Origin of the sequence: Variovorax sp. PBL-E5 (assembly GCF_901827185.1) — a bacterium.
Classification (GTDB): Bacteria; Pseudomonadota; Gammaproteobacteria; order Burkholderiales; family Burkholderiaceae_C; genus Variovorax.
Genome location: NZ_LR594671.1, coordinates 5,529,822 through 5,548,545 on the forward strand (window position 1 = coordinate 5,529,822; position 18,724 = coordinate 5,548,545).

Genomic DNA, 18,724 nt, shown 5'->3' on the forward strand with positions numbered 1-18,724 from the left:
TACCCCAATATCACTTAGCCGCGGCAAGAGCCAGGCAAGTACTTCTGCACGATGGTCGTACCATCACCAGCAGAACCACACCGCCAGCTACCAACCTGTTGCGAGGTACCCCCGTAGGTCAGCGGCGCACCACTAGAATCCGTGGGGACAAGCGTGAGGAACTTGCCATCAACACCATTCGTGTCGATCCCAGTTGCTGCGGTGACCTTGATAGCACCATTCAGATCCGTATGGACGGCCATCACATATTTGGAGGTTTGGCTGGCCGATTCACAGCCCCAGTTGTCGGCAGTCATCACCGAGGCCGTGCCCGTTTGATAGACCTCGGAAATGCTGGTACGGCAAGAAGATGCCGCCAGAATAATTTCAGTCACCTTCGCCCGCTTGGTGTAGTCCTGATAAGCCGGCAGCGCCACAGCGGCCAAAATACCAATGATCGCCACAACGATCATCAACTCGATAAGGGTGAAACCCTTTTGCACATTGCGTGCGATGGAACGACGGTTCATTCACAAACTCCAGGTTGGTTGACAGCAGAGGCCCGAGGATGCCCCCGGTGCGCCCTTCTATCCGCAGCATCTGTGCCATGCCCTGGGACACCCTGCGAACCGCCTCCGGCTGCGCATTTGTTCACGAACGCGTTACAACGCGTGACAGGAATTGTTGTACGCCGCGCACAGGGCCTGACAATTTTGTCGGGCCACGCAACCAATCGCGTCAGATGAACAGCACGCCGTCCGCCTGCAGCCAGCGAATGTCCCGTGCCTGCTGCCCCTGCATTTCCCATCCGGTCGCGAAGGCGTCGATCTGGCTCATGATCTCTTCCGTCTCCGCCGGCTTGGTGTGGGTGATGTAGATGGGGTAACTCTTCCCGGGCGCGATTCGGTTCAGTTCGTCCGCCAGGGTGGCGGGCGAGAGATGCAGGGCGCGCTCGGCCAGGGCCTGCTCGCGGTTGCTGAAGGCCGTCTCGATCACGAGCATGGCGACGTCGAGTTCGTTCACGCGGTCCCAGAAGGGCGCGTTGCGTTCGGTGTCGCCGCTGAAGACCCAGTTCGGCCCCCCCTGCGCCGGGCGAACGGCAAAGCCGCAGGCCGGCACCGTGTGGACCGCCGGCAGCACCTCGACCTGCTTGAGGTCGCGCGTGCCCAGTTGCAATTGCTGGCCGATCGCGATGTCGTGAAAGCTCACGAAGGGCGCCTCGCGGCTCGGGATGCTCGCGAAGTCGGGCCAGATGACGTTGTTGAAGACATAGGCGCGCAGCGCCTCGATGGTGGCGCGCAGCGCATGCACGCGCAGCGGCTTCTCGCGGCGGCTGGCCACGGCGTCGAGCATCAAGGGCAGGGCCGCAATGTGGTCGAGGTGCGAGTGGGTGAGCACCACGTCGTCGATGGCCGCCATCTCCTCGAGGGTGAGGTCGCCGACGCCGGTGCCGGCGTCGACCAGCAGATCGCTGTCGACCAGGAAAGAGGTCGTGCGGCAGTTCTTGGCGATGGCGCCCGAGCACCCCAACACACGCACCTGCATCTTGCGACAACCTCGTTTTCTGACAGCGCCTGGCTGCGACTTCGTTACGGACCGGGTTGCGCCATTTCCCGCCGTAGCCTTCGGGCAGCAACGACAGCGAGGCTATACGCAGTGCGCAGCACCGGAAAGGACTTATTTGGCATCTCGCGCCACCTGCGCGAGGCCGATACAGACTGTTGCAGCTGGCGCCTCAGCCGGCGACGAACTGCATGCGGGTGCCGCCGAGTTCGAGCACGTCGCCGTCCTGCAAGGCCACGGCTTCGTTGCCGAGCGGCTCGCCGTTGAGCGCGGTGCCGCCATCGATGGGGGCCACGACGTAACCGTGCAGGCGCCGCGTGACCGCGGCGACGGCGACGCCGGGCTTGCCGATCGTGGTGACGACTTTCTGCAGGCTGACCTCGCGCCCCGCGCCGCTGCCGGAGAGGACGCGGATGACCGCGACGCCGGGCGCGCCGAGCGACGCAGAGACCGTGGGTGCGGACGAAAGGGGCATCGGGCCGGAGGATGTGGCGATGCTGGCGCGGCCCACGGCAGCGCCTTCGGAGGCTGGGCCGCCGACCAGGTAGCGGATCTTGTACTTGCCGACCTCGATGGTGTCGTTGTCCTCGAGGGCCTGCTTCTTGACGGCGCGTCCATTGACGTAGGTGCCGTTGGTGCTGTTGAGATCTTCCAGGTAGACATCGCCGCCGATCATGTGCAGCACGGCGTGCTCACCGCTGATCGCCAGATTGTCGATCACGATGTCGTTGTAAGGCCGCCGTCCCAGCGTGGTGCGGTCCTTGGCGAGCGTCACCTCCTTGATGACGACGCCGTCGATCGAAACGATCATTTTCGGCATGGCCGACTCCTGGATCTCGGTTTCTTGTTCACTTCAAGGGCCCTTGCGGCAGGCAGCTCCTGGAAATTGCTAACTGGATGCCGGCGCTTCGCTTCTGGCGGCTCGGGCGAGGACAACCGAAATATTGTCCCTGCCGCCATTCTCGTTTGCCGTCGCAACCAAAAGTGTTGCTTTCTCCGACAGCCCGATATCTTGTAACAGAAGTGTGAAAAGCTGCGCGTCGGACACCATCTCACTCAAACCATCTGAACATAGCAGGAAAAGGTCGCCGGCCTGCACATCGTGTTCATGCATTTCGAGATTGACCTGGCGCTCGATGCCGAGCGCGCGCGTCACCAGGTTGCGGTGCGGCGACTGAAGGGCCTGTTCGGGGGTGATGGCGCCGGCGTCGAGCTGCTCCTGCAGCAGCGAGTGATCACGGGTGAGCAGCTCCAGCTTCCGATTGCGCAGCCGGTAGCAGCGCGAGTCGCCGATGTGCCCGACGATGGCACGCTGCGGACCGAAGGCGGCCAGCACGAGCGTGGTGCCCATGCCCTGGAGCTGCACATTGGCGACGCCGGCCTCGAGGATGGCCGAATTGGCTTCGTCGGTGCCGGCCTGCAGGGCACGGCGCAAGGCGCGGGCGTGGACCATCGGCCCGGCATGCGCCAGCCAGCGGCCGAAGCTGGCTTGCAGCAGCGCGATCGCCATGCCGCTGGCCACTTCGCCGCCGTTGTAGCCGCCCATGCCGTCGGCCAGCAGCACCAGGCCCAGCGAGGCGTCGAAGGCGATGGTGTCTTCGTTGTTGGTGCGCACCCGGCCCGGATCGGTGAGTGCGGCGAAGTCCCAGGCCAGCGCGCCGGTGCCGGGAGAAGCGGGAGCGCCAGTGATCGCCATGGATGGAGTCGGGTAGAAAGTCAGGTCAGGCGGCCGCCGCATGGCTCGAGCGTGTGCGCAGCCAGCGACCGGTGAGCACGACGAAAACCGCACCCACCGCGGCCGCAGCGTAATGCAGCCACGGATTGTCTTCCAGCGAATCGTGCAGCGACACGTCGCTCACGATCGTCTCGCCCGCGACCCACCCGATGAGCGCGGCACCCAGCATGACGATGATGGGAAAGCGCTCCATGAGCTTGATCATCAGCGTGCTGCCGAAGATCACGAGCGGAATGCTGATCGCCAGGCCGAGGACCAGAAGGACCATGCTGCCCTGCGCCGCCGCGGCCACGGCGATCACGTTGTCCAGGCTCATGATCAGATCGGCCAGCAGGATGGTGCGCACGGCCGCCAGCATGCTGCCGTAGCGCTTTTCCTCGCCCTCGTCCTCTTCCTCTTCACCGAGCAGCTGCACGCCGATCCACAGCAGCAGCAGGCCGCCGACGATCTGTAGGTACGGCAAGGCCAGCAGCTTGGCGGCCACCACGGTGAGCACGATCCGCAGCACCACCGCGGCGCCCGAGCCCAGCAACACCGCCTTGCGCTGTTGATGCGGCGGCAGCGCGCGGGCGGCCATTGCGATCACGACCGCGTTGTCGCCCGAAAGAATGATGTTGATCCAGATGATCTTGACGAGACCGATCCAGAAGTCGGCGGTTTGCAAATAGTCCATGTGTCTCCTCGGTACCGCTCCATGTATTGAAAAAGCGCCCGCAACATGAATTGCGAGCGCTTTGTCCTGCCTCGGTGAATCAGACGGTCAGCATCTCAGAGCAGCGCCTTCAGGCGCTTGGCCAATTCCGAGAAGTTGCGCGTGACGGTGAAACCCGATTCTTCCATGATGGCGAGCTTGGCGTCCGCCGTGTCGGCGCCGCCGGAAATCAGCGCGCCGGCGTGGCCCATGCGCTTGCCGGGAGGCGCGGTGACGCCGGCGATGAAGCCGACGATCGGCTTCTTCATGTGGGCCTTGCACCAGCGCGCGGCTTCGGCTTCGTCGGGGCCGCCGATCTCGCCGATCATGATGACGGCATCGGTGTCGGGGTCGTCGTTGAAGGCCTTCATCACGTCGATGTGCTTGAGGCCGTTGATCGGGTCGCCGCCGATGCCCACGGCGCTCGACTGGCCGAGGCCGATTTCGGTGAGCTGGGCCACGGCTTCATAGGTGAGCGTGCCCGAGCGGCTGACCACGCCGATGCGGCCCTTGCGGTGGATGTGGCCGGGCATGATGCCGATCTTGATCTCGTCGGGCGTGATGAGGCCGGGGCAGTTCGGGCCGAGCAGCAGCGTTTCCTTGCCGCCGGCAGCGACCTTGGCCTTCATCTTGTTGCGCACCTCGAGCATGTCGCGCACCGGGATGCCTTCGGTGATGCAGATCGTCATGTCGAGGTCGGCTTCGACCGCTTCCCAGATCGCGGCGGCAGCGCCGGCCGGCGGCACGTAGATCACCGACACGGTGGCACCGGTCTGCTTGGCCGCTTCCTTGACGGAGGCGTAGATCGGGATATTGAAGATCGACTCGCCGGCCTTCTTCGGGTTCACGCCGGCCACGAAGCAGTTCTTGCCGTTCGCGTATTCCTGGCACTTTTCCGTATGGAACTGGCCGGTCTTGCCGGTGATGCCCTGGGTGATGACTTTGGTGTCTTTGTTGATGTAGATCGACATGACTTGTTCCTTAGGCTTTGACCGCTGCCACGACCTTCTGGGCCGCTTCCGCCATGGTGTCGGCGCTGATGATCGGCAGGCCGGAGTCGGCCAGCAGCTTCTTGCCTTCGACTTCGTTGGTGCCCTTCATGCGCACCACCAGCGGCACTTGCAGGTTGACCGCCTTGCAGGCCGCGATCACGCCGGTGGCGATGGTGTCGCACTTCATGATGCCGCCGAAGATGTTGACCAGGATGGCCTTCACGTTCTTGTTCTTCAGCATGATCTTGAAGGCTTCGGTCACCTTCTCGGGGGTGGCGCCGCCGCCCACGTCGAGGAAGTTGGCCGGCTCGCCGCCGAAGAGCTTGATGGTGTCCATGGTCGCCATCGCGAGGCCGGCGCCATTGACCAGGCAGCCGATGTTGCCGTCGAGGCTGATGTAGGCGAGGTCGAACTTGCTGGCTTCGACTTCGGCCGCGTCCTCTTCGTCGAGGTCGCGGTAGGCCACGATCTCGGGATGGCGGAACAGCGCGTTGGCGTCGAAGTTGAACTTGGCGTCGAGCGCCTTGATGTTGCCGTTGCCTTCGAGGATCAGCGGGTTGATCTCGACCAGGGAGGCATCGGTCTCCATGTAGATCTTGTAGAGCTTCTGGAGCACGTCGACCGCCTGGGCCTGCGAAGCCTCGGGGATGCCGATGCCGGCAGCGAGCTTGCGGCCTTGCGCGTCGGTCAGGCCGACCGCCGGATCGACGTAGTCGGTGATGATCTTCTCGGGCGTGGAGTGGGCCACTTCCTCGATGTCCATGCCGCCTTCGCTGGAGACGATGAACGCGACCTTCTGCGTCGCGCGGTCGGTGACGGCGGAGACGTAGTACTCTTTCTTGATGTCGGCGCCGTCCTCGATGAGCAGGCGACGGACCTTCTGGCCTTCGGAGCCGGTCTGGTGCGTCTTGAGCTGCATGCCGAGGATTTCGCCGGCGAGTTTCTTGACCTCGTCGATGGAGCGCGCGAGCTTCACGCCGCCGCCCTTGCCGCGGCCGCCGGCGTGGATCTGGGCCTTGACCACCCACACGGGGCCGCCGAGTTTCTGGGCGGCTTCGACCGCCTCCTGCACCGTGTACGCCGGAATGCCGCGCGGCACAGGCACGCCGAACTTGGCAAGAATTTCCTTGCCTTGGTACTCGTGAATCTTCATGAGGGTGTCTCTCGGAACGAGGTTGAGAACGGGAGAGTTGTTGGCTGTTGTCCGCGGGCCACGACGCCCGGGTGGCGGGGGCGGCGAACAACCAGGAACTGTATCATGGTGCGCCGCACCAACGTGCGGATCCGTTCCAGCAGTCACATCCGGTTTCCACAGAGGCAATTCCAAGGCCCCCACCATGCTCAAGGTCTTCATCGACGGCGAAGCCGGCACCACCGGCCTCCAGATTCGCGAGCGGCTCCAGACGATGCCGCAGATCGAACTCGCGAGCATCGCGCCCGAGCTGCGAAAGGACGCAGGCGCCAAGGCCGCGCTAATGGCCGGCGTCGATCTGGTCGTGCTCTGCCTGCACGACGACGCGGCCCGTGAATCGGTGGCCCTGATCGACCGCATTGAGGGCCGCCGTCCCAAGATCATCGACGCATCGACCGCGCATCGCACCGCGTCCGGCTGGGTGTTCGGCTTTCCCGAACTGGTCGCCGGCCAGAGCGCGGCGGTCGCCCAGGCCGAGCGGGTGGCCAACCCCGGCTGCTACGCGACCGGCGCGATCGCCATTGTGCGTCCGCTGGTCGATGCCGGCCTGCTGCCGGCCGATCATCCGATCGCGCTGCCTTCGGTCAGCGGCTACTCCGGCGGCGGCCGCACCATGATCGAAGCCTACGAAAAGGGCGAGGCGCCGCTGTTCGAGACCTATGCGCTGGGGCTCAAGCACAAGCACATCCCCGAGATCATGAAATACACCGGCCTCAGCCGCCGGCCGGTCTTCATTCCCTCGGTGGGCAACTTCAGGCAGGGGATGCTGGTGCAGTTGCCGCTGCATCTGGACGACCTGCCCGGCCGCCCGAAGTCGAGCGACCTGCACGATGCGCTGGCTGCGCACTATGCGAAGAGCAACACGCCGGAGCAGTTCGTGAAGGTGCTGCCGCCAAGTGCGGACGGCAAGATCGATGCGCTGGCGCTCAACGACACCAACCAGCTCGAGATCCGCGTGTTCCCGAACGAGGACCATCGCCATGCGGTGGTGATCGCGCGGCTGGACAACCTGGGCAAGGGTGCCAGCGGCGCCGCGGTGCAGAACCTCAAGCTGATGCTGGGCCTCTGACCCGGGCCTTCGCCCTGGCCGCTGGCGCGCTCAGGCCGCTGGCCCAGTCCGGCAGCCGCAGCGGGTCGGCCGCGAGCGCACAGGCACGCTGCCAGGCGCAGGCCACGCGCGGCGTGATGACGCGCGACGCGAATGAATCCGGTGTGTCAGTCATCGAAGTCCGTTCTCAGTACCTTGGCCACCACCGAACCCGAGAAGCCGCGCGCCAGCAGGAAGCGGGTTTGTCTGGCGCGCTCTTTCGCGTCCGCCGGCGGCGCATCGAAGCGGCGTCGCCACAGCACCGTGGCCCGCTCCACTTCGCTGGCCTGCAGACCGGCCACCGCCTCGACGATGGCCTCGGGCGCGATGCCCTTGGCCTGCAGTTCCTGCCGCACCCGCAGCGCGCCGAGCTTCGGTGCGCGCTGATGGATGACCGAGGCGACGACACGCGGTTCGCTGATGAAATCCTTAGCCGCCAATTCGTCGAGCGCGCGCGCCAGCGTGCCGGGTTCTTCCTCGTATTTGGCGAGCTTGCGCTCGAGCTCGGCGCGCGAATACTCGCGCTGGCTCAGGAGGCGCAACGCACGCCCCTTGAGCGAGGGCGCAGCGAATGCCACCTGCGCCTCTTACTTTTCTGATTTCTCGGATTTCTCGGGCTTGTCCGCAGTGCCGTCGGCCGCTTCGGCCAGCAGCGGAATGCCCAGCGATTCGCGCACCTTGTTCTCGATCTCGCGCGACAGCGACGGGTTCTCGCGCAGGAACTCGCGCGCGTTGTCACGGCCCTGGCCGATCTTCTCGCCGTTGTAGGCGTACCAGGCGCCCGACTTGTCGACGATCTTGGCGGTCACGCCCATGTCGATGATCTCGCCTTCGCGGCTGATGCCCTCGCCGAACAGGATGTCGAACTCGGCCGTCTTGAAGGGCGGCGACACCTTGTTCTTCACCACCTTGACCTTGGTCTCGTTGCCGATGGCCTCGTCGCCCTTCTTGATGGTGCCGATGCGGCGGATGTCCAGCCGCACCGAGGCGTAGAACTTCAGCGCGTTGCCGCCGGTGGTGGTTTCGGGCGAGCCGAACATCACGCCGATCTTCATGCGGATCTGGTTGATGAAGATGACCATGCAGTTGGTCTTCTTGATGGTGGCCGTGAGCTTGCGCAGCGCCTGGCTCATCAGGCGGGCCTGCAGGCCGGGCAGCGAGTCGCCCATCTCGCCTTCGATTTCGGCCTTGGGCGTGAGCGCGGCGACCGAGTCGATCACGATCAGGTCGACCGCGCCGGAGCGCACCAGCGAATCGACGATCTCGAGGGCCTGCTCGCCCGTGTCGGGCTGGCTGATGAGCAGGTCGGACAGGTTGACGCCGAGCTTCTGCGCGTACTGCACGTCGAGCGCGTGTTCGGCATCGACGAAGGCACAGGTACCGGCCTGGCGCTGCATCTCGGCGATGACCTGCAGCGTGAGGGTGGTCTTGCCCGAGGATTCCGGTCCGTAGATCTCGATGACGCGGCCGCGCGGCAGGCCGCCGACGCCGAGCGCGATGTCAAGGCCCAGGGAGCCGGTGGAAACCACCTGGATGTCTTCCAGCGCCTCGCCCTCGCCCAGCCGCATGATCGTGCCCTTGCCGAACTGCTTTTCGATCTGGGCCAGCGCGGCCTGGAGGGCCTTGGCCTTTTCGCTGTTGGCGACCGAGATGCTTGCGCCCTTGACGACTGCGTCCATTGGAAAGCTCCTTGAATATCAATGGGTTGTGTGGAGGGCATCCGCTTTCTGCTTTTAATTACAGCCTGGATGCTTGAACAGTAGTGTAGGGGTGGATAGATCGGGAAAAACTGATTTTTTGGTCAGTTTGCTTTACTATTTGCGAATGGCCGATCCTGCCTTTCCCGCCGACCCCGACACCTGGCGCCAGACACATCTGGGCCGCTTGCTGGGCCATGCGATGCGCCGCTTCGACGAGCGCGTACTGGCGTTGATGGCGCACGATGCCGATGTGCCGCTCGCGCTGTCGAACCTCGCCGCACGCGCGCAGGTGAGCGCGGCGCACGTTCACATCACCCGCCACCTCGCGCGCGAAGGCTCGCGGCTCACCGTGCTGGCCGAGCGCGCCGGCATGACCAAGCAGGCCATGGGCGCACTGGTCGACCAGTGCGAGGCCTGGGGCCTGGTGACGCGCGGCCCCGATCCGCGCGATGCGCGGGCGCGGCGCGTGCTGTTCACGGCCGACGGCCTGGCCTGGCTCCAAGCCTTCCGCCACGCGGTGGCGCAAGCCGAACAGGAGTTTCGCGCCAGCGTCGGCGACGAGATCGCGACCGTGGTCACCCTCGGCCTCGAAGCCTATGCAGCGGCCTAGAATTCGGACGGGGAATGTGGTCAGACGGCCTTCCAAAGGCCGCGACATGTGGAGACTCGCATGCGAATCCTGATTGCCGAAGACGACCAGGTCCTGGCCGATGCGCTGCTGCGCAGCCTGCGCAATGCCGGCGCCGCGGTCGACCACGTGGCCAGCGGCTCGCAGGCCGACGCCGCGCTGATGACCAACAGCGAATTCGATCTGCTGATCCTCGACCTGGGCCTGCCCAACCTGCACGGCCTTGAAATCCTCAAGCGGCTGCGCGCCCGCGGCTCGCAGCTGCCGGTGCTGGTGCTGACGGCCGCCGACAGCGTCGAGGAGCGCGTCAAGGGCCTCGACTACGGCGCCGACGACTACATGGCCAAGCCCTTCTCGCTGCAGGAGCTCGAGGCCCGCGTGCGGGCCCTGACACGGCGCGGCATGGGCACCACCAGCAACGCCATCAAGCACGGGCCGCTGGTGTACGACCAGGCCGGCCGCGTCGCGACCATCGACGGCAAGATGATCGAGCTGTCGGCGCGCGAGCTCGGCCTGCTCGAAGTCCTGCTGCAGCGCGCCGGCCGCCTGGTGAGCAAGGACCAGCTGGTCGAGCGCCTGTGCGAATGGGGCGAGGAAGTGAGCCTGAACGCGATCGAGGTCTACATCCACCGCCTGCGCAAGAAGATCGAAAAAGGGCCGGTGCGCATCGCCACCGTGCGCGGGCTCGGCTACTGCCTCGAAAAAATCGCTTGAAGCTTTTCCAGCGCGCGCAGCGCTCGCTCTTCGGCGAGATCCTCGATTGGATGCTCACGCCGCTCCTGCTGCTGGTGCCGGTCAGCATCGGGGTCACCTGGCTGGTGGCGCAGGGCATCGCCAACGCACCGTACGACCGGGCGCTGGAATACAACGCCCAGACGCTGGCGCGCCTCGTGAAGGTACGGCCGAACGGCGTGGACTTCGTGCTGCCGCAGCCGATGCGCGAGATCCTGCGGGCCGACGGCACCGACCGCGTGTACTACCAGGTGCTCGACGAGCAAGGCCAGCTGCTCAGCGGCGAGCGCGATGTCCCGCGTCCCAACTCCGACGATCCGCCCGTGCCGGGCACGGTGTACCTGCGGGATGGCGAGATGCGCGGCAAGCCGGTGCGCGTGGCCTCGCTCTGGGTGGTGGGCGCTTCGCCCGACACGCCGACCGTGCTGCTGCAGGTGGCCGAAACGCGGCAGAAGCAATCCGTGCTGGCGATGGAAATCATCAAGGGCGTGCTGCTGCCGCAGTTCGCGATCCTGCCGCTGGCGGTGCTGCTGATCTGGCTGGCGCTGGTGCGCGGCATCAAGCCGCTGTCGGTGGTCGAGGCTCGCATCCGCGAGCGCCGGCCCGACGACCTGAGCCCGCTCGACGAATCGTCCGTGCCGCTCGAGGTCGTGCCGTTGGTGCTGTCGGTCAACGAGCTGCTGGGCAAGCTCAAGGACTCGATCGGCACGCAGAAGCGCTTCCTGGCCGATGCGGCGCACCAGCTCAAGACCCCGCTCGCAGGGCTGCGCATGCAGGCCGACCTCGCGCAGCGCGAAGGCGCGAATGCCGACGAGCTCAAGCAGTCGCTCAAACAGATCGGCCGCGCCAGCGTGCGCGCCACGCACACGGTGAACCAGCTGCTGTCGCTGGCGCGCGCGGAGGGCAGCGGCGCCAGCATCGGACGGCAGCCTTGCGATCTTGCGCGCCTGACGATCGAGGTGGTGCGCGAAGCGGTGCCGCGTGCGATCGAGAAGCGCATCGACATCGGCTATGACGGTGCCGAAGCGGGCGCCCCCGGCGTCCTGCTCGAAGGCAATCCGACGCTGCTGAAGGAGCTGGTGCGCAACTTGGTCGACAACGCGCTCAACTACACGCCTTGCGTGCCCGAGCGGCCCGGCGTGATCACCGCACGGGTGCTGGCCGACCCCTTCGGCCGCATCATCGTGCTGCAGGTCGAGGACAACGGTCCCGGTATTTCCGAGAGCGAGCGCGAGCTGGTGTTCGAGCCCTTCTACCGCGTGCTCGGCAACGAGGCCGATGGCTCGGGGCTGGGGCTGCCGATCGTGCGCGAGATCGCGCGGCAGCACGGCGCGACGGTGAGCCTGGAGGATGCGCATCCCGGCCAGCGGCCGCCCGGCACGCGCTTCAGCCTGCGCTTCGATGCGGGCACCGGCGATCGCCGCAGCATTGGCACCAGCTAGGACCCGGGTGCCGACGCGGGCCTCCCCGGCGCCGCAGGTGCATCCTTGTCGATTCGCAGCACCTCCGGCCGGATCTGCTGCAGCAGGCGCTGCGGCTCCCGCTCGCTGAAGCGCGCCGGCTCCATCCCGAACATGGCGAGCGCACCGTGGGTCCAGGCGTAGTACCCCAGGTTCGCGAGCAGCAGAAGAACGGCAACGACGCGCAGCATCGTCAGGGCTGCGTACGGCGCGGCCGCACGCTGACTTCGGAGCTGCTGACCGTCTTCATGCCCGATGCGGTGCGCACCAGCAGCTCGCCGCCCCAGCCCACGCCTTCGCAATGGCCCTCGGTGCCGTCGCTGAGCGTCACCTCGCGGCCACGCAGGGTGTCGCGCGCGGCGAAGCGCTCGGCGAAGGCCGCGAAGCCCTGCGCCGCGAACAGCTGCACATTGCGCACCAGCGGCAGCACGACTTCGCGCAGCAGCTCGGGCGCCGTGGCGAGCGGACGCCATTGCCGGATCCAGGCAGGCTCGGTGGACAGGCCCGCGGCTTCGCGCGCACCGACATTGAGGCCGATGCCGATCACCAGATAGCGCTCGGCCGCGTCGGGCTGCAGCAGCGCCGTCTCGATCAGGATGCCGCCGAGCTTGCGGTCCTCGACCCACAGGTCGTTCGGCCACTTGAGCCTGACGCCCGCCGTATCGGAGGCATCGAGGCTTTCGGCGACGCTGACGCCGACCGCCAGCGAAAGTCCCGACCAGTCCCGCGGTGCCAGCGGCAGCCCGAGGGAAAAGGTCAGCGATGCGGGCGCGCGCGCGTCCTGCGCGCTGTGCCAGGTACGGCCCAGGCGGCCGCGGCCGGCGGTCTGCCGCTCGGCCACCAGCAGCACCGGCGCAAAACGCCCGGCGCGCACGCGGCGCATCAGCTCGGTGCTGGTGGAATCGATCTCGGGAACGACCTCGACTGCGAGGCCGGGCAGCAGCGGCGCCAGCGCTTCGGCGATCTCGTCCTCGAACCAGGCGTCGGCCATGTTCAGTCCTTGCCGGCTTTCGCGCCCTTGTTCTTCTTCGCGTCGCCGCCCTTGCCGTTCTTTCCGGCCTTGGCCTTGTCCTTTTTCTTCTTGCTCTTCTTCTTGTCGTCGGACTTGGGCGCCAGCAGCGTGCCGCGGCAAAGCTTTGATCCGCACCAGCAGGGGAATTCGGCCTTGAGCTTCTTGGTGTAGGGCTCGTCGATGATCAGGCCGTAGTCGTAGCTGAGCTCTTCGCCGGCCGGGATGTTGCGCAGCGCCTTGATGAAGACGCGGCCGTCCGTCTCGTCGGCTTCGCAGTTGGGTTCGCAGGAATGATTGATCCAGCGCGCCGCATTGCCGTTGACGACAGCATCGATCACGCGCCCGTCATCGATGTGGAAGTAGAACGTATGGTTGGGCTGCGAAGGATCGTGCGGATGGCGGCGCAAGGCCTCCTTCCACGTGATGATCTCGCCCTTGTATTCGATCAGCGTCTCGCCCTCCGCAATATCCTGCACGGCGAACACGCCGTTGCCGTGGACGGCCGAGCGCCGCGTCTGGATGCGGCGACCGCCGGAAACGAGAGATTTGGAAGGCATCGCCGAAGTCTGTTAGTTTGAATATGTACGCATGCGCGTGCGCGCACGCACGCGAGAAGCGCCAGATTGTAAGGATGACTTGTTGATGAAGACTTTGGTAATTGCAGAGAAGCCGTCGGTGGCCCAGGACATCGTCCGCGCGCTCACGCCCGTGGCCGGCAAGTTCGACAAGCACGAGGAGCATTTCGAGAACGACCGCTACGTCGTCACGAGCGCGGTCGGCCACCTGGTCGAGATCCAGGCGCCCGAGGAATTCGACGTCAAGCGCGGCAAGTGGAGCTTTGCCAACCTGCCGGTGATTCCGCCGCGCTTCGACCTGAAGCCGGTCGACAAGACCAAGACCCGCCTCAATGCGGTGGTGAAGCAGGCCAAGCGCAAGGACGTGACCCAGCTCGTCAACGCCTGCGACGCGGGCCGCGAGGGTGAGCTGATCTTCCGCCTGATCGAGCAGTACGCCGGCGGCAAGGCGCCGCTGGGCAAGCCGGTCAAGCGGCTCTGGCTGCAGTCGATGACGCCGCAGGCGATCCGCGACGGCTTCGACCAGCTGCGCACCGAGCAGCAGATGCAGGGTCTGGCCGACGCCGCCCGTTCGCGTTCCGAGGCCGACTGGCTGGTCGGCATCAACGGCACGCGCGCCATGACGGCGTTCAACTCGCGCGACGGCGGTTTTTTCCTCACCACCGTCGGCCGCGTCCAGACGCCGACGCTGTCGGTGGTGGTCGAGCGCGAGGAGAAGATCCGCAAGTTCGTCAGCCGCGACTACTGGGAAGTACATGGCAGCTTCCTGGCCGAGGCCGGCGAATACCCCGGCAAATGGTTCGATCCGGCCTGGAAGAAGCCGCCGCCCGGCCCCGACGGCGTGCCCGATCCCGAGCAGCGCGCCGACCGCGTCTGGAACCAGCGCGAGGCGCTCGCGATCGCCGAGGCCGCGCGCGGCAAGCTGGCCAGCGTCACCGAGGAAAGCAAGCCCACCACGCAGGCCTCGCCGCTGCTGTTCGACCTGACCTCGCTGCAGCGCGAAGCCAACGGCCGCTTCGGCTTCAGCGCCAAGACCACGCTCGCGCTGACGCAGAGCCTGTACGAACGCCACAAGGCGCTGACCTATCCGCGCACCGACTCGCGCGCGCTGCCCGAGGACTATCTGCCGGTCGTCAAGGACACGATGGGCATGCTGGCCCACAGCGGCATGAAGCATCTCGCGCCCTTTGCGCAGCAGGCGATCGACGGCAACTACGTCAAGCCGTCCAAGCGCATCTTCGACAACGCCAAGGTCAGCGATCACTTTGCGATCATCCCGACGCTGCAGGCGCCGAGCGGCCTCTCGGATGCCGAGCAGCGGCTCTACGACTTCGTGGTGCGCCGCTTCCTGTCGGTGTTCTTTCCGAGCGCCGAATACCAGGTCACGACGCGCATCAGCACGGTCGAGCATGCCGGCAGGAAGTACCCGTTCCGCACCGACGGCAAGGTGCTGGTCAAGCCGGGCTGGCTCGCAATCTACGGCAAGGAAGCCCAGGACGACGAGAAGGAAGACGACAAGGACGGCAAGCGCCTGGTACCGGTCAAGCCCGGCGAAATGGTGAAGGTCGAATCGGTCGAGCCCAAGGGCCTGAAGACCCGCCCGCCCGCGCGCTATTCCGAAGCCACGCTGCTGGGCGCGATGGAAGGGGCAGGCAAGACCATCGACGACGACGAATTGCGCGAGGCGATGCAGGAGAAGGGCCTCGGCACCCCAGCCACGCGCGCCGCCACGATCGAAGGGCTGATCGCCGAGAAATACATGCTGCGCGAAGGCCGCGAGCTGATCCCGACCGCCAAGGCCTTCCAGCTCATGACCCTGCTGCGCGGCCTCGGCGTCGAGGAGCTCTCCAAGGCCGAGCTCACCGGCGAATGGGAATACAAGCTGGCGCAGATGGAACACGGCAAGCTCAGCCGCGACGCCTTCATGCGCGAGATCGCCGAGATGACGCAGCACATCGTCAAGAAGGCCAAGGAGTACGACCGCGACACCGTGCCGGGCGACTACGCGACGCTGTCGACGCCCTGCCCCAACTGCGGCGGCGTGGTGAAGGAGAACTACCGCCGCTACACCTGCACCGGCAAGCCAGGCCAGGAGCCGTGCGGCTTTTCCTTCGGCAAGTCGCCCGCCGGCCGCACCTTCGAAGTGGCCGAGGCCGAAGCGTTGCTGCGCGACAAGCACATCGGCCCGCTCGAAGGCTTTCGCTCGAAGGCGGGCTGGCCCTTCACGTCCGAGATCATCCTCAAGTTCGACGAGGAGGCGAAGAACTGGAAGCTCGAGTTCGATTTCGGCGACGACAAGAATGCCGAGACCGGCGAGATCGTGGACTTCAGCGGCCAGCAATCGCTGGGGCCGTGCCCCAAGTGCGGCGCGCGCGTCTTCGAATACGGCAGCAACTACGTCTGCGAGAAGTCGGTGCCGACGGTCGAACAGCCGACGCCGAGCTGCGATTTCAAGACCGGCAAGATCATCCTGCAGCAGCCGGTGGAACGCGCACAGGTCGAGAAGCTGCTCGCCACCGGCAAGACCGACCTGCTCGACAAGTTCGTCTCGATGCGCACGCGCCGCGCGTTCAAGGCCTTCCTCGCCTGGAACAAGGACGAGGGCAAGGTGACTTTCGAATTCGAGCCCCGCACCAGCAAGTTCCCGCCGCGCAAGACCTTCACCAAGGCAGCGCCCACGGCTGCCGCGAAGAAGACTGCAGCGCCCGCCGCCAAGGCTGCGAAAGCCGCACCGGCGAAGAAGGCCGCGGCCAAGAAAGCCGCTGCGCCCAAGGCGCCCCGCAAGCCCGGCGCCGGCCTGAAGCCGAGCGACGCACTGGCCGCGGTGATCGGCGCCGAACCCGTGGCGCGCACCGAGGTCATCAAGAAGCTGTGGGACTACATCAAGACCCACGGACTTCAGGATAAGGTGAACAAACGTGCCATCAATGCCGACGCCAAGCTCAGGCCGGTCTTCGGCAAGGACCAGGTGACGATGTTCGAGCTCGCGGGTATCGTGGGCAAGCATCTCGGTTGAACAAGGGACATTCCATGAAGACGCTCATTGCACTGTTGTTCGCGACGACGCTTTGCGCGCTCGCCGGCTGCGCATCGCGCGGCGCCAGCGACGGCGACCGCGCCGCCACGACGACCGGTGGCAGCGGCATCACCGTGTTCGGCACGGTGGATGCGGCGGTCAGCGGGACGCGCAACCGCTGATCAGCGCATCAGCAGCGCCTGCTTGAGCATCCGCGCCGCGCGGTTGCGGATGCGGCCGGGCGCGCTGCGCAAGGTCGACCTGGGACTGACCTTCGCGGTCGCGCAGGCCCACAGGAAATCCTGCAGGATCGCCGTGTCGTCGACGGTGTCGGTGCTGCCGAACTTGTGGAACTCCGGATGCCATTGCGTCGCCGCGATGTAGCTGCGGCCGCGCTCGGGCCTGCGGCGGATCGCCTCGGGCACGCGGTCGGGCAGGCTCCAGGCCTCGACCTCGAAGCCGGGCGCCAGGTCCTTCACACCCTGGTGATGGATGCTGTTGACGCGCGCCGTGTCGATGCCGGGATAGAGTTTGGACAGGCGCGAGCCGGGCGTGATGCCGACTTCGTGGAAGTTCTGGTCGTAGGTCACCGGATCGCGGTGCCGCAGCCCGTCCGGATGCTGTGCCTCGATGTCCTGGTAGAGCGTGCCGCCGAAGGCCACGTTGATGAGCTGCAGCCCGCGGCAGACGCCGAAGATGGGCTTGCCTGCCTGCTCGAAGGCCTCGACCAGCGCGAGGTCGTAGAGGTCGCGGATGCGGTCGCCGACCCACGCGTCCTTCAGCGGCACCTCGCCGTAGCTGCCGGGCCAGACGTCGGCGCCGCCGTGCATCACCACGCCGTCGAGCCACTCCGCGTAGTGCGACAGCTTGGTGTCGCCGCGCGCCGTTTCGCCGGTCGGGCAGGGCACCATCACCACCATCGCGCCGGCCGACATCAGCCAGTGCGTGATCGACTGCTCGACGTACTGCAAGGTCTTGTTGGTGAACAGCGAACGCGCGGGGTCGGCATGGGAGAAGCAGGCGGACAGCCCGATCTTCAGACGACCGGAAACGGTTTGTGACATCGCATTCAGCGCCGCGTGCGGCACGCAGCCCTTGGTTGACGGAACAATCATTGTGCTGCGTTCCGATAGCCCCCGCAGGCCCCGAGGCACCCGACGGCACGTCGGACGGTGCCGTACGTGACTATGATTTTGGAAGCCGCCGTACCGGCAACGCTTTCACCGAGGAGACGACACATGAAGACCATCCAGGGTCCGGCCATCTTTCTGGCCCAGTTCGTGGGCGACGCCGCACCCTTCGATTCGCTCGACGCGATCGCGGGATGGGCTTCGAAGCTCGGCTACAAGGGCGTGCAGCTACCGAGCTGGGACACGCGCCTGTTCGACCTGAAGAAGGCCGCCGCGAGCAAGACCTATTGCGACGAAGTGAAAGGCACGCTGGCGCAGCACGGGCTCGAGATCACCGAGCTGTCGACCCATCTGCAGGGCCAGCTCGTCGCCGTGCATCCGGCCTACGACGCGGGCTTCGACGGCTTTGCCGCGCCCGAGGTCCGCAACGATCCGGTCCGGCGACAGCAATGGGCGGTCGAGCAGCTGCATTTCGCGGCGCAGGCTTCGGCGCATCTCGGCCTCACGGCGCACGCGACCTTCTCGGGTGCGCTGGCCTGGCCCTATCTCTATTCGTGGCCGCCGCGTCCGCCGGGCCTGATCGAGGAAGCCTTCGACGAGCTCGCGCGCCGATGGAAACCGATCCTCGACGCCTTCGACGAGGCCGGCGTCGACGTCTGCTACGAGATCCATCCGGGCGAAGACCTGCACGACGGCGTGACCTACGAGATGTTCCTCGAGCGCGTGGGCCAGCATCCGCGCGCTTGCCTGCTGTATGACCCGAGCCATTTCGTGCTGCAGCAGCTCAACTACCTCGACTACATCGACCACTACCACGAGCGCATCAAGATCTTCCACGTGAAGGACGCGGAGTTCAATCCGACCGGCAAGCAGGGCGTGTACGGCGGCTTCCAGCCATGGCTCGACCGGGCCGGGCGCTTCCGCTCGCTCGGCGACGGGCAGGTCGACTTCGGCGCCATCTTCTCGAAGCTGGCCGCCTATGATTTTCCCGGCTGGGCGGTGCTCGAGTGGGAATGCTGCCTGAAGCATCCGGAGGACGGTGCGCGCGAGGGCGCCGAATTCATCGCGCGGCACATCATCCGCGTGGCCGACCGCGCCTTCGACGACTTCGCGGGCGGCAACGCCGACGCCGCCGCCAATCGAAAGATGCTGGGCATCGGATAACCCCACCCCGGCGCGAGCCAGGAACACCGCGGATCCGGCTCCGCCGGTCCGCCGGTGTTGCCCCCGGC

At 66.2% G+C, this 18,724-nt stretch carries 20 protein-coding genes; 7 read left to right on the forward strand and 13 right to left on the reverse strand.

Going from position 1 to position 18,724, the window contains the following annotated elements; all coding sequences use genetic code 11:
- Positions 1-14: 14 nt before the first annotated feature.
- The 7 genes from WDLP6_RS26830 to sucC all read right to left on the reverse strand — a co-directional run bounded on the left by WDLP6_RS26830 (position 15) and on the right by sucC (position 6,113).
- A complete protein-coding gene (locus WDLP6_RS26830; protein WP_162594828.1) occupies positions 15-509 on the reverse strand; it encodes a pilin in 495 nt (164 codons plus the stop codon).
- Positions 510-717: 208 nt separating this feature from the next.
- Positions 718-1,524: a 3',5'-cyclic-nucleotide phosphodiesterase gene (locus WDLP6_RS26835; RefSeq protein WP_162570179.1), complete on the reverse strand. Its 807-nt coding sequence runs from the start codon at positions 1,522-1,524 to the stop codon at positions 718-720.
- A 190-nt stretch (positions 1,525-1,714) separates the two neighbouring features.
- Positions 1,715-2,362, reverse strand: coding sequence for an FHA domain-containing protein (locus tag WDLP6_RS26840; RefSeq protein WP_162570180.1), 648 nt, complete (start codon positions 2,360-2,362; stop codon positions 1,715-1,717).
- 69 nt (positions 2,363-2,431) lie between these two features.
- Positions 2,432-3,238 (reverse strand): Stp1/IreP family PP2C-type Ser/Thr phosphatase, encoded by an 807-nt coding sequence (locus WDLP6_RS26845; protein WP_162594829.1) that lies wholly within the window; start codon positions 3,236-3,238, stop codon positions 2,432-2,434.
- A 25-nt stretch (positions 3,239-3,263) separates the two neighbouring features.
- A complete protein-coding gene (locus tag WDLP6_RS26850; protein WP_162570182.1) occupies positions 3,264-3,950 on the reverse strand; it encodes a TerC family protein in 687 nt (228 codons plus the stop codon).
- Between the two features lie 95 nt (positions 3,951-4,045).
- Complete coding sequence (gene sucD / locus WDLP6_RS26855) at positions 4,046-4,939, reverse strand: succinate--CoA ligase subunit alpha (protein ID WP_162570183.1); 894 nt, start codon at positions 4,937-4,939, stop codon at positions 4,046-4,048.
- A gap of 10 nt (positions 4,940-4,949) precedes the next feature.
- Positions 4,950-6,113 carry an ADP-forming succinate--CoA ligase subunit beta gene (sucC, locus tag WDLP6_RS26860; protein WP_162594830.1) on the reverse strand — a complete coding sequence of 388 codons (1,164 nt, stop codon included), beginning with the start codon at positions 6,111-6,113 and terminating at the stop codon, positions 4,950-4,952.
- Positions 6,114-6,297: 184 nt separating this feature from the next.
- Here sucC and argC point away from each other — a divergent pair, with 184 nt between their 5' ends.
- Positions 6,298-7,221 carry an N-acetyl-gamma-glutamyl-phosphate reductase gene (gene argC, locus WDLP6_RS26865; protein ID WP_162594831.1) on the forward strand — a complete coding sequence of 308 codons (924 nt, stop codon included), beginning with the start codon at positions 6,298-6,300 and terminating at the stop codon, positions 7,219-7,221.
- Positions 7,222-7,367: 146 nt separating this feature from the next.
- On the opposite strand, the gene recX is transcribed toward argC, so the two are convergent.
- Together recX and recA are read right to left on the reverse strand one after the other, a co-directional pair.
- Positions 7,368-7,817 carry a recombination regulator RecX gene (recX, locus tag WDLP6_RS26870; RefSeq protein ID WP_162594832.1) on the reverse strand — a complete coding sequence of 150 codons (450 nt, stop codon included), beginning with the start codon at positions 7,815-7,817 and terminating at the stop codon, positions 7,368-7,370.
- A gap of 9 nt (positions 7,818-7,826) precedes the next feature.
- Positions 7,827-8,918: a recombinase RecA gene (gene recA, locus WDLP6_RS26875; protein ID WP_162594833.1), complete on the reverse strand. Its 1,092-nt coding sequence runs from the start codon at positions 8,916-8,918 to the stop codon at positions 7,827-7,829.
- 145 nt (positions 8,919-9,063) lie between these two features.
- Between recA and WDLP6_RS26880 the strand changes: the two genes are divergently transcribed.
- The 3 genes from WDLP6_RS26880 to WDLP6_RS26890 are packed head-to-tail and all read left to right on the forward strand — an operon-like array spanning position 9,064 to position 11,741.
- Positions 9,064-9,549 (forward strand): MarR family winged helix-turn-helix transcriptional regulator, encoded by a 486-nt coding sequence (locus WDLP6_RS26880; RefSeq protein WP_162570188.1) that lies wholly within the window; start codon positions 9,064-9,066, stop codon positions 9,547-9,549.
- Positions 9,550-9,609: 60 nt separating this feature from the next.
- A complete protein-coding gene (locus tag WDLP6_RS26885; protein WP_162570189.1) occupies positions 9,610-10,281 on the forward strand; it encodes a response regulator in 672 nt (223 codons plus the stop codon).
- Positions 10,278-11,741, forward strand: coding sequence for a sensor histidine kinase (locus WDLP6_RS26890; RefSeq protein WP_162594834.1), 1,464 nt, complete (start codon positions 10,278-10,280; stop codon positions 11,739-11,741). The genes WDLP6_RS26885 and WDLP6_RS26890 overlap by 4 nt, the downstream gene beginning before the upstream one ends.
- Here the strand turns inward: WDLP6_RS26890 and WDLP6_RS26895 are convergent.
- Genes WDLP6_RS26895 through WDLP6_RS26905 form a run of 3 tightly spaced genes read right to left on the reverse strand, consistent with a single transcriptional unit; the run spans position 11,738 to position 13,328 of the window.
- Positions 11,738-11,950 (reverse strand): sporulation protein, encoded by a 213-nt coding sequence (locus tag WDLP6_RS26895; RefSeq protein WP_162594835.1) that lies wholly within the window; start codon positions 11,948-11,950, stop codon positions 11,738-11,740. The genes WDLP6_RS26890 and WDLP6_RS26895 overlap by 4 nt on opposite strands.
- A gap of 2 nt (positions 11,951-11,952) precedes the next feature.
- On the reverse strand, positions 11,953-12,750 hold the full coding sequence (locus WDLP6_RS26900; RefSeq protein WP_162594836.1) for a biotin--[acetyl-CoA-carboxylase] ligase: 798 nt from the start codon (positions 12,748-12,750) through the stop codon (positions 11,953-11,955).
- 2 nt (positions 12,751-12,752) lie between these two features.
- Positions 12,753-13,328 carry an SET domain-containing protein gene (locus WDLP6_RS26905; protein ID WP_162594837.1) on the reverse strand — a complete coding sequence of 192 codons (576 nt, stop codon included), beginning with the start codon at positions 13,326-13,328 and terminating at the stop codon, positions 12,753-12,755.
- A gap of 85 nt (positions 13,329-13,413) precedes the next feature.
- Between WDLP6_RS26905 and WDLP6_RS26910 the strand changes: the two genes are divergently transcribed.
- Together WDLP6_RS26910 and WDLP6_RS26915 are read left to right on the forward strand one after the other, a co-directional pair.
- The gene (locus WDLP6_RS26910) at positions 13,414-16,362 is read left to right on the forward strand and encodes a DNA topoisomerase III (RefSeq protein WP_162594838.1); all 2,949 of its coding nucleotides are present in this window, start codon (positions 13,414-13,416) and stop codon (positions 16,360-16,362) included.
- Between the two features lie 14 nt (positions 16,363-16,376).
- Positions 16,377-16,544, forward strand: coding sequence for a hypothetical protein (locus WDLP6_RS26915; protein ID WP_174259909.1), 168 nt, complete (start codon positions 16,377-16,379; stop codon positions 16,542-16,544).
- Here WDLP6_RS26915 and WDLP6_RS26920 read toward each other — a convergent pair whose 3' ends face one another.
- Complete coding sequence (locus WDLP6_RS26920) at positions 16,545-17,426, reverse strand: gamma-glutamyl-gamma-aminobutyrate hydrolase family protein (RefSeq protein ID WP_162595271.1); 882 nt, start codon at positions 17,424-17,426, stop codon at positions 16,545-16,547.
- Positions 17,427-17,600: 174 nt separating this feature from the next.
- Here WDLP6_RS26920 and WDLP6_RS26925 point away from each other — a divergent pair, with 174 nt between their 5' ends.
- Positions 17,601-18,656 (forward strand): sugar phosphate isomerase/epimerase family protein, encoded by a 1,056-nt coding sequence (locus WDLP6_RS26925; protein WP_162594839.1) that lies wholly within the window; start codon positions 17,601-17,603, stop codon positions 18,654-18,656.
- The last annotated feature ends 68 nt before the right edge of the window (positions 18,657-18,724 follow it).

Bases quoted from the DNA above. Each gene is read 5' to 3' on its own strand.
- WDLP6_RS26830 (WP_162594828.1), bottom strand. From the start codon at position 509: ATGAACCGTCGTTCCATCGCACGCAATGTGCAAAAGGGTTTCACCCTT.
- WDLP6_RS26835 (WP_162570179.1), bottom strand. From the start codon at position 1,524: ATGCAGGTGCGTGTGTTGGGGTGCTCGGGCGCCATCGCCAAGAACTGC.
- WDLP6_RS26840 (WP_162570180.1), bottom strand. From the start codon at position 2,362: ATGCCGAAAATGATCGTTTCGATCGACGGCGTCGTCATCAAGGAGGTG.
- WDLP6_RS26845 (WP_162594829.1), bottom strand. From the start codon at position 3,238: ATGGCGATCACTGGCGCTCCCGCTTCTCCCGGCACCGGCGCGCTGGCC.
- WDLP6_RS26850 (WP_162570182.1), bottom strand. From the start codon at position 3,950: ATGGACTATTTGCAAACCGCCGACTTCTGGATCGGTCTCGTCAAGATC.
- sucD (WP_162570183.1), bottom strand. From the start codon at position 4,939: ATGTCGATCTACATCAACAAAGACACCAAAGTCATCACCCAGGGCATC.
- sucC (WP_162594830.1), bottom strand. From the start codon at position 6,113: ATGAAGATTCACGAGTACCAAGGCAAGGAAATTCTTGCCAAGTTCGGC.
- argC (WP_162594831.1), top strand. From the start codon at position 6,298: ATGCTCAAGGTCTTCATCGACGGCGAAGCCGGCACCACCGGCCTCCAG.
- recA (WP_162594833.1), bottom strand. From the start codon at position 8,918: ATGGACGCAGTCGTCAAGGGCGCAAGCATCTCGGTCGCCAACAGCGAA.
- WDLP6_RS26880 (WP_162570188.1), top strand. From the start codon at position 9,064: ATGGCCGATCCTGCCTTTCCCGCCGACCCCGACACCTGGCGCCAGACA.
- WDLP6_RS26885 (WP_162570189.1), top strand. From the start codon at position 9,610: ATGCGAATCCTGATTGCCGAAGACGACCAGGTCCTGGCCGATGCGCTG.
- WDLP6_RS26895 (WP_162594835.1), bottom strand. From the start codon at position 11,950: ATGCTGCGCGTCGTTGCCGTTCTTCTGCTGCTCGCGAACCTGGGGTAC.
- WDLP6_RS26900 (WP_162594836.1), bottom strand. From the start codon at position 12,750: ATGGCCGACGCCTGGTTCGAGGACGAGATCGCCGAAGCGCTGGCGCCG.
- WDLP6_RS26905 (WP_162594837.1), bottom strand. From the start codon at position 13,328: ATGCCTTCCAAATCTCTCGTTTCCGGCGGTCGCCGCATCCAGACGCGG.
- WDLP6_RS26910 (WP_162594838.1), top strand. From the start codon at position 13,414: ATGAAGACTTTGGTAATTGCAGAGAAGCCGTCGGTGGCCCAGGACATC.
- WDLP6_RS26915 (WP_174259909.1), top strand. From the start codon at position 16,377: ATGAAGACGCTCATTGCACTGTTGTTCGCGACGACGCTTTGCGCGCTC.
- WDLP6_RS26920 (WP_162595271.1), bottom strand. From the start codon at position 17,426: ATGTCACAAACCGTTTCCGGTCGTCTGAAGATCGGGCTGTCCGCCTGC.
- WDLP6_RS26925 (WP_162594839.1), top strand. From the start codon at position 17,601: ATGAAGACCATCCAGGGTCCGGCCATCTTTCTGGCCCAGTTCGTGGGC.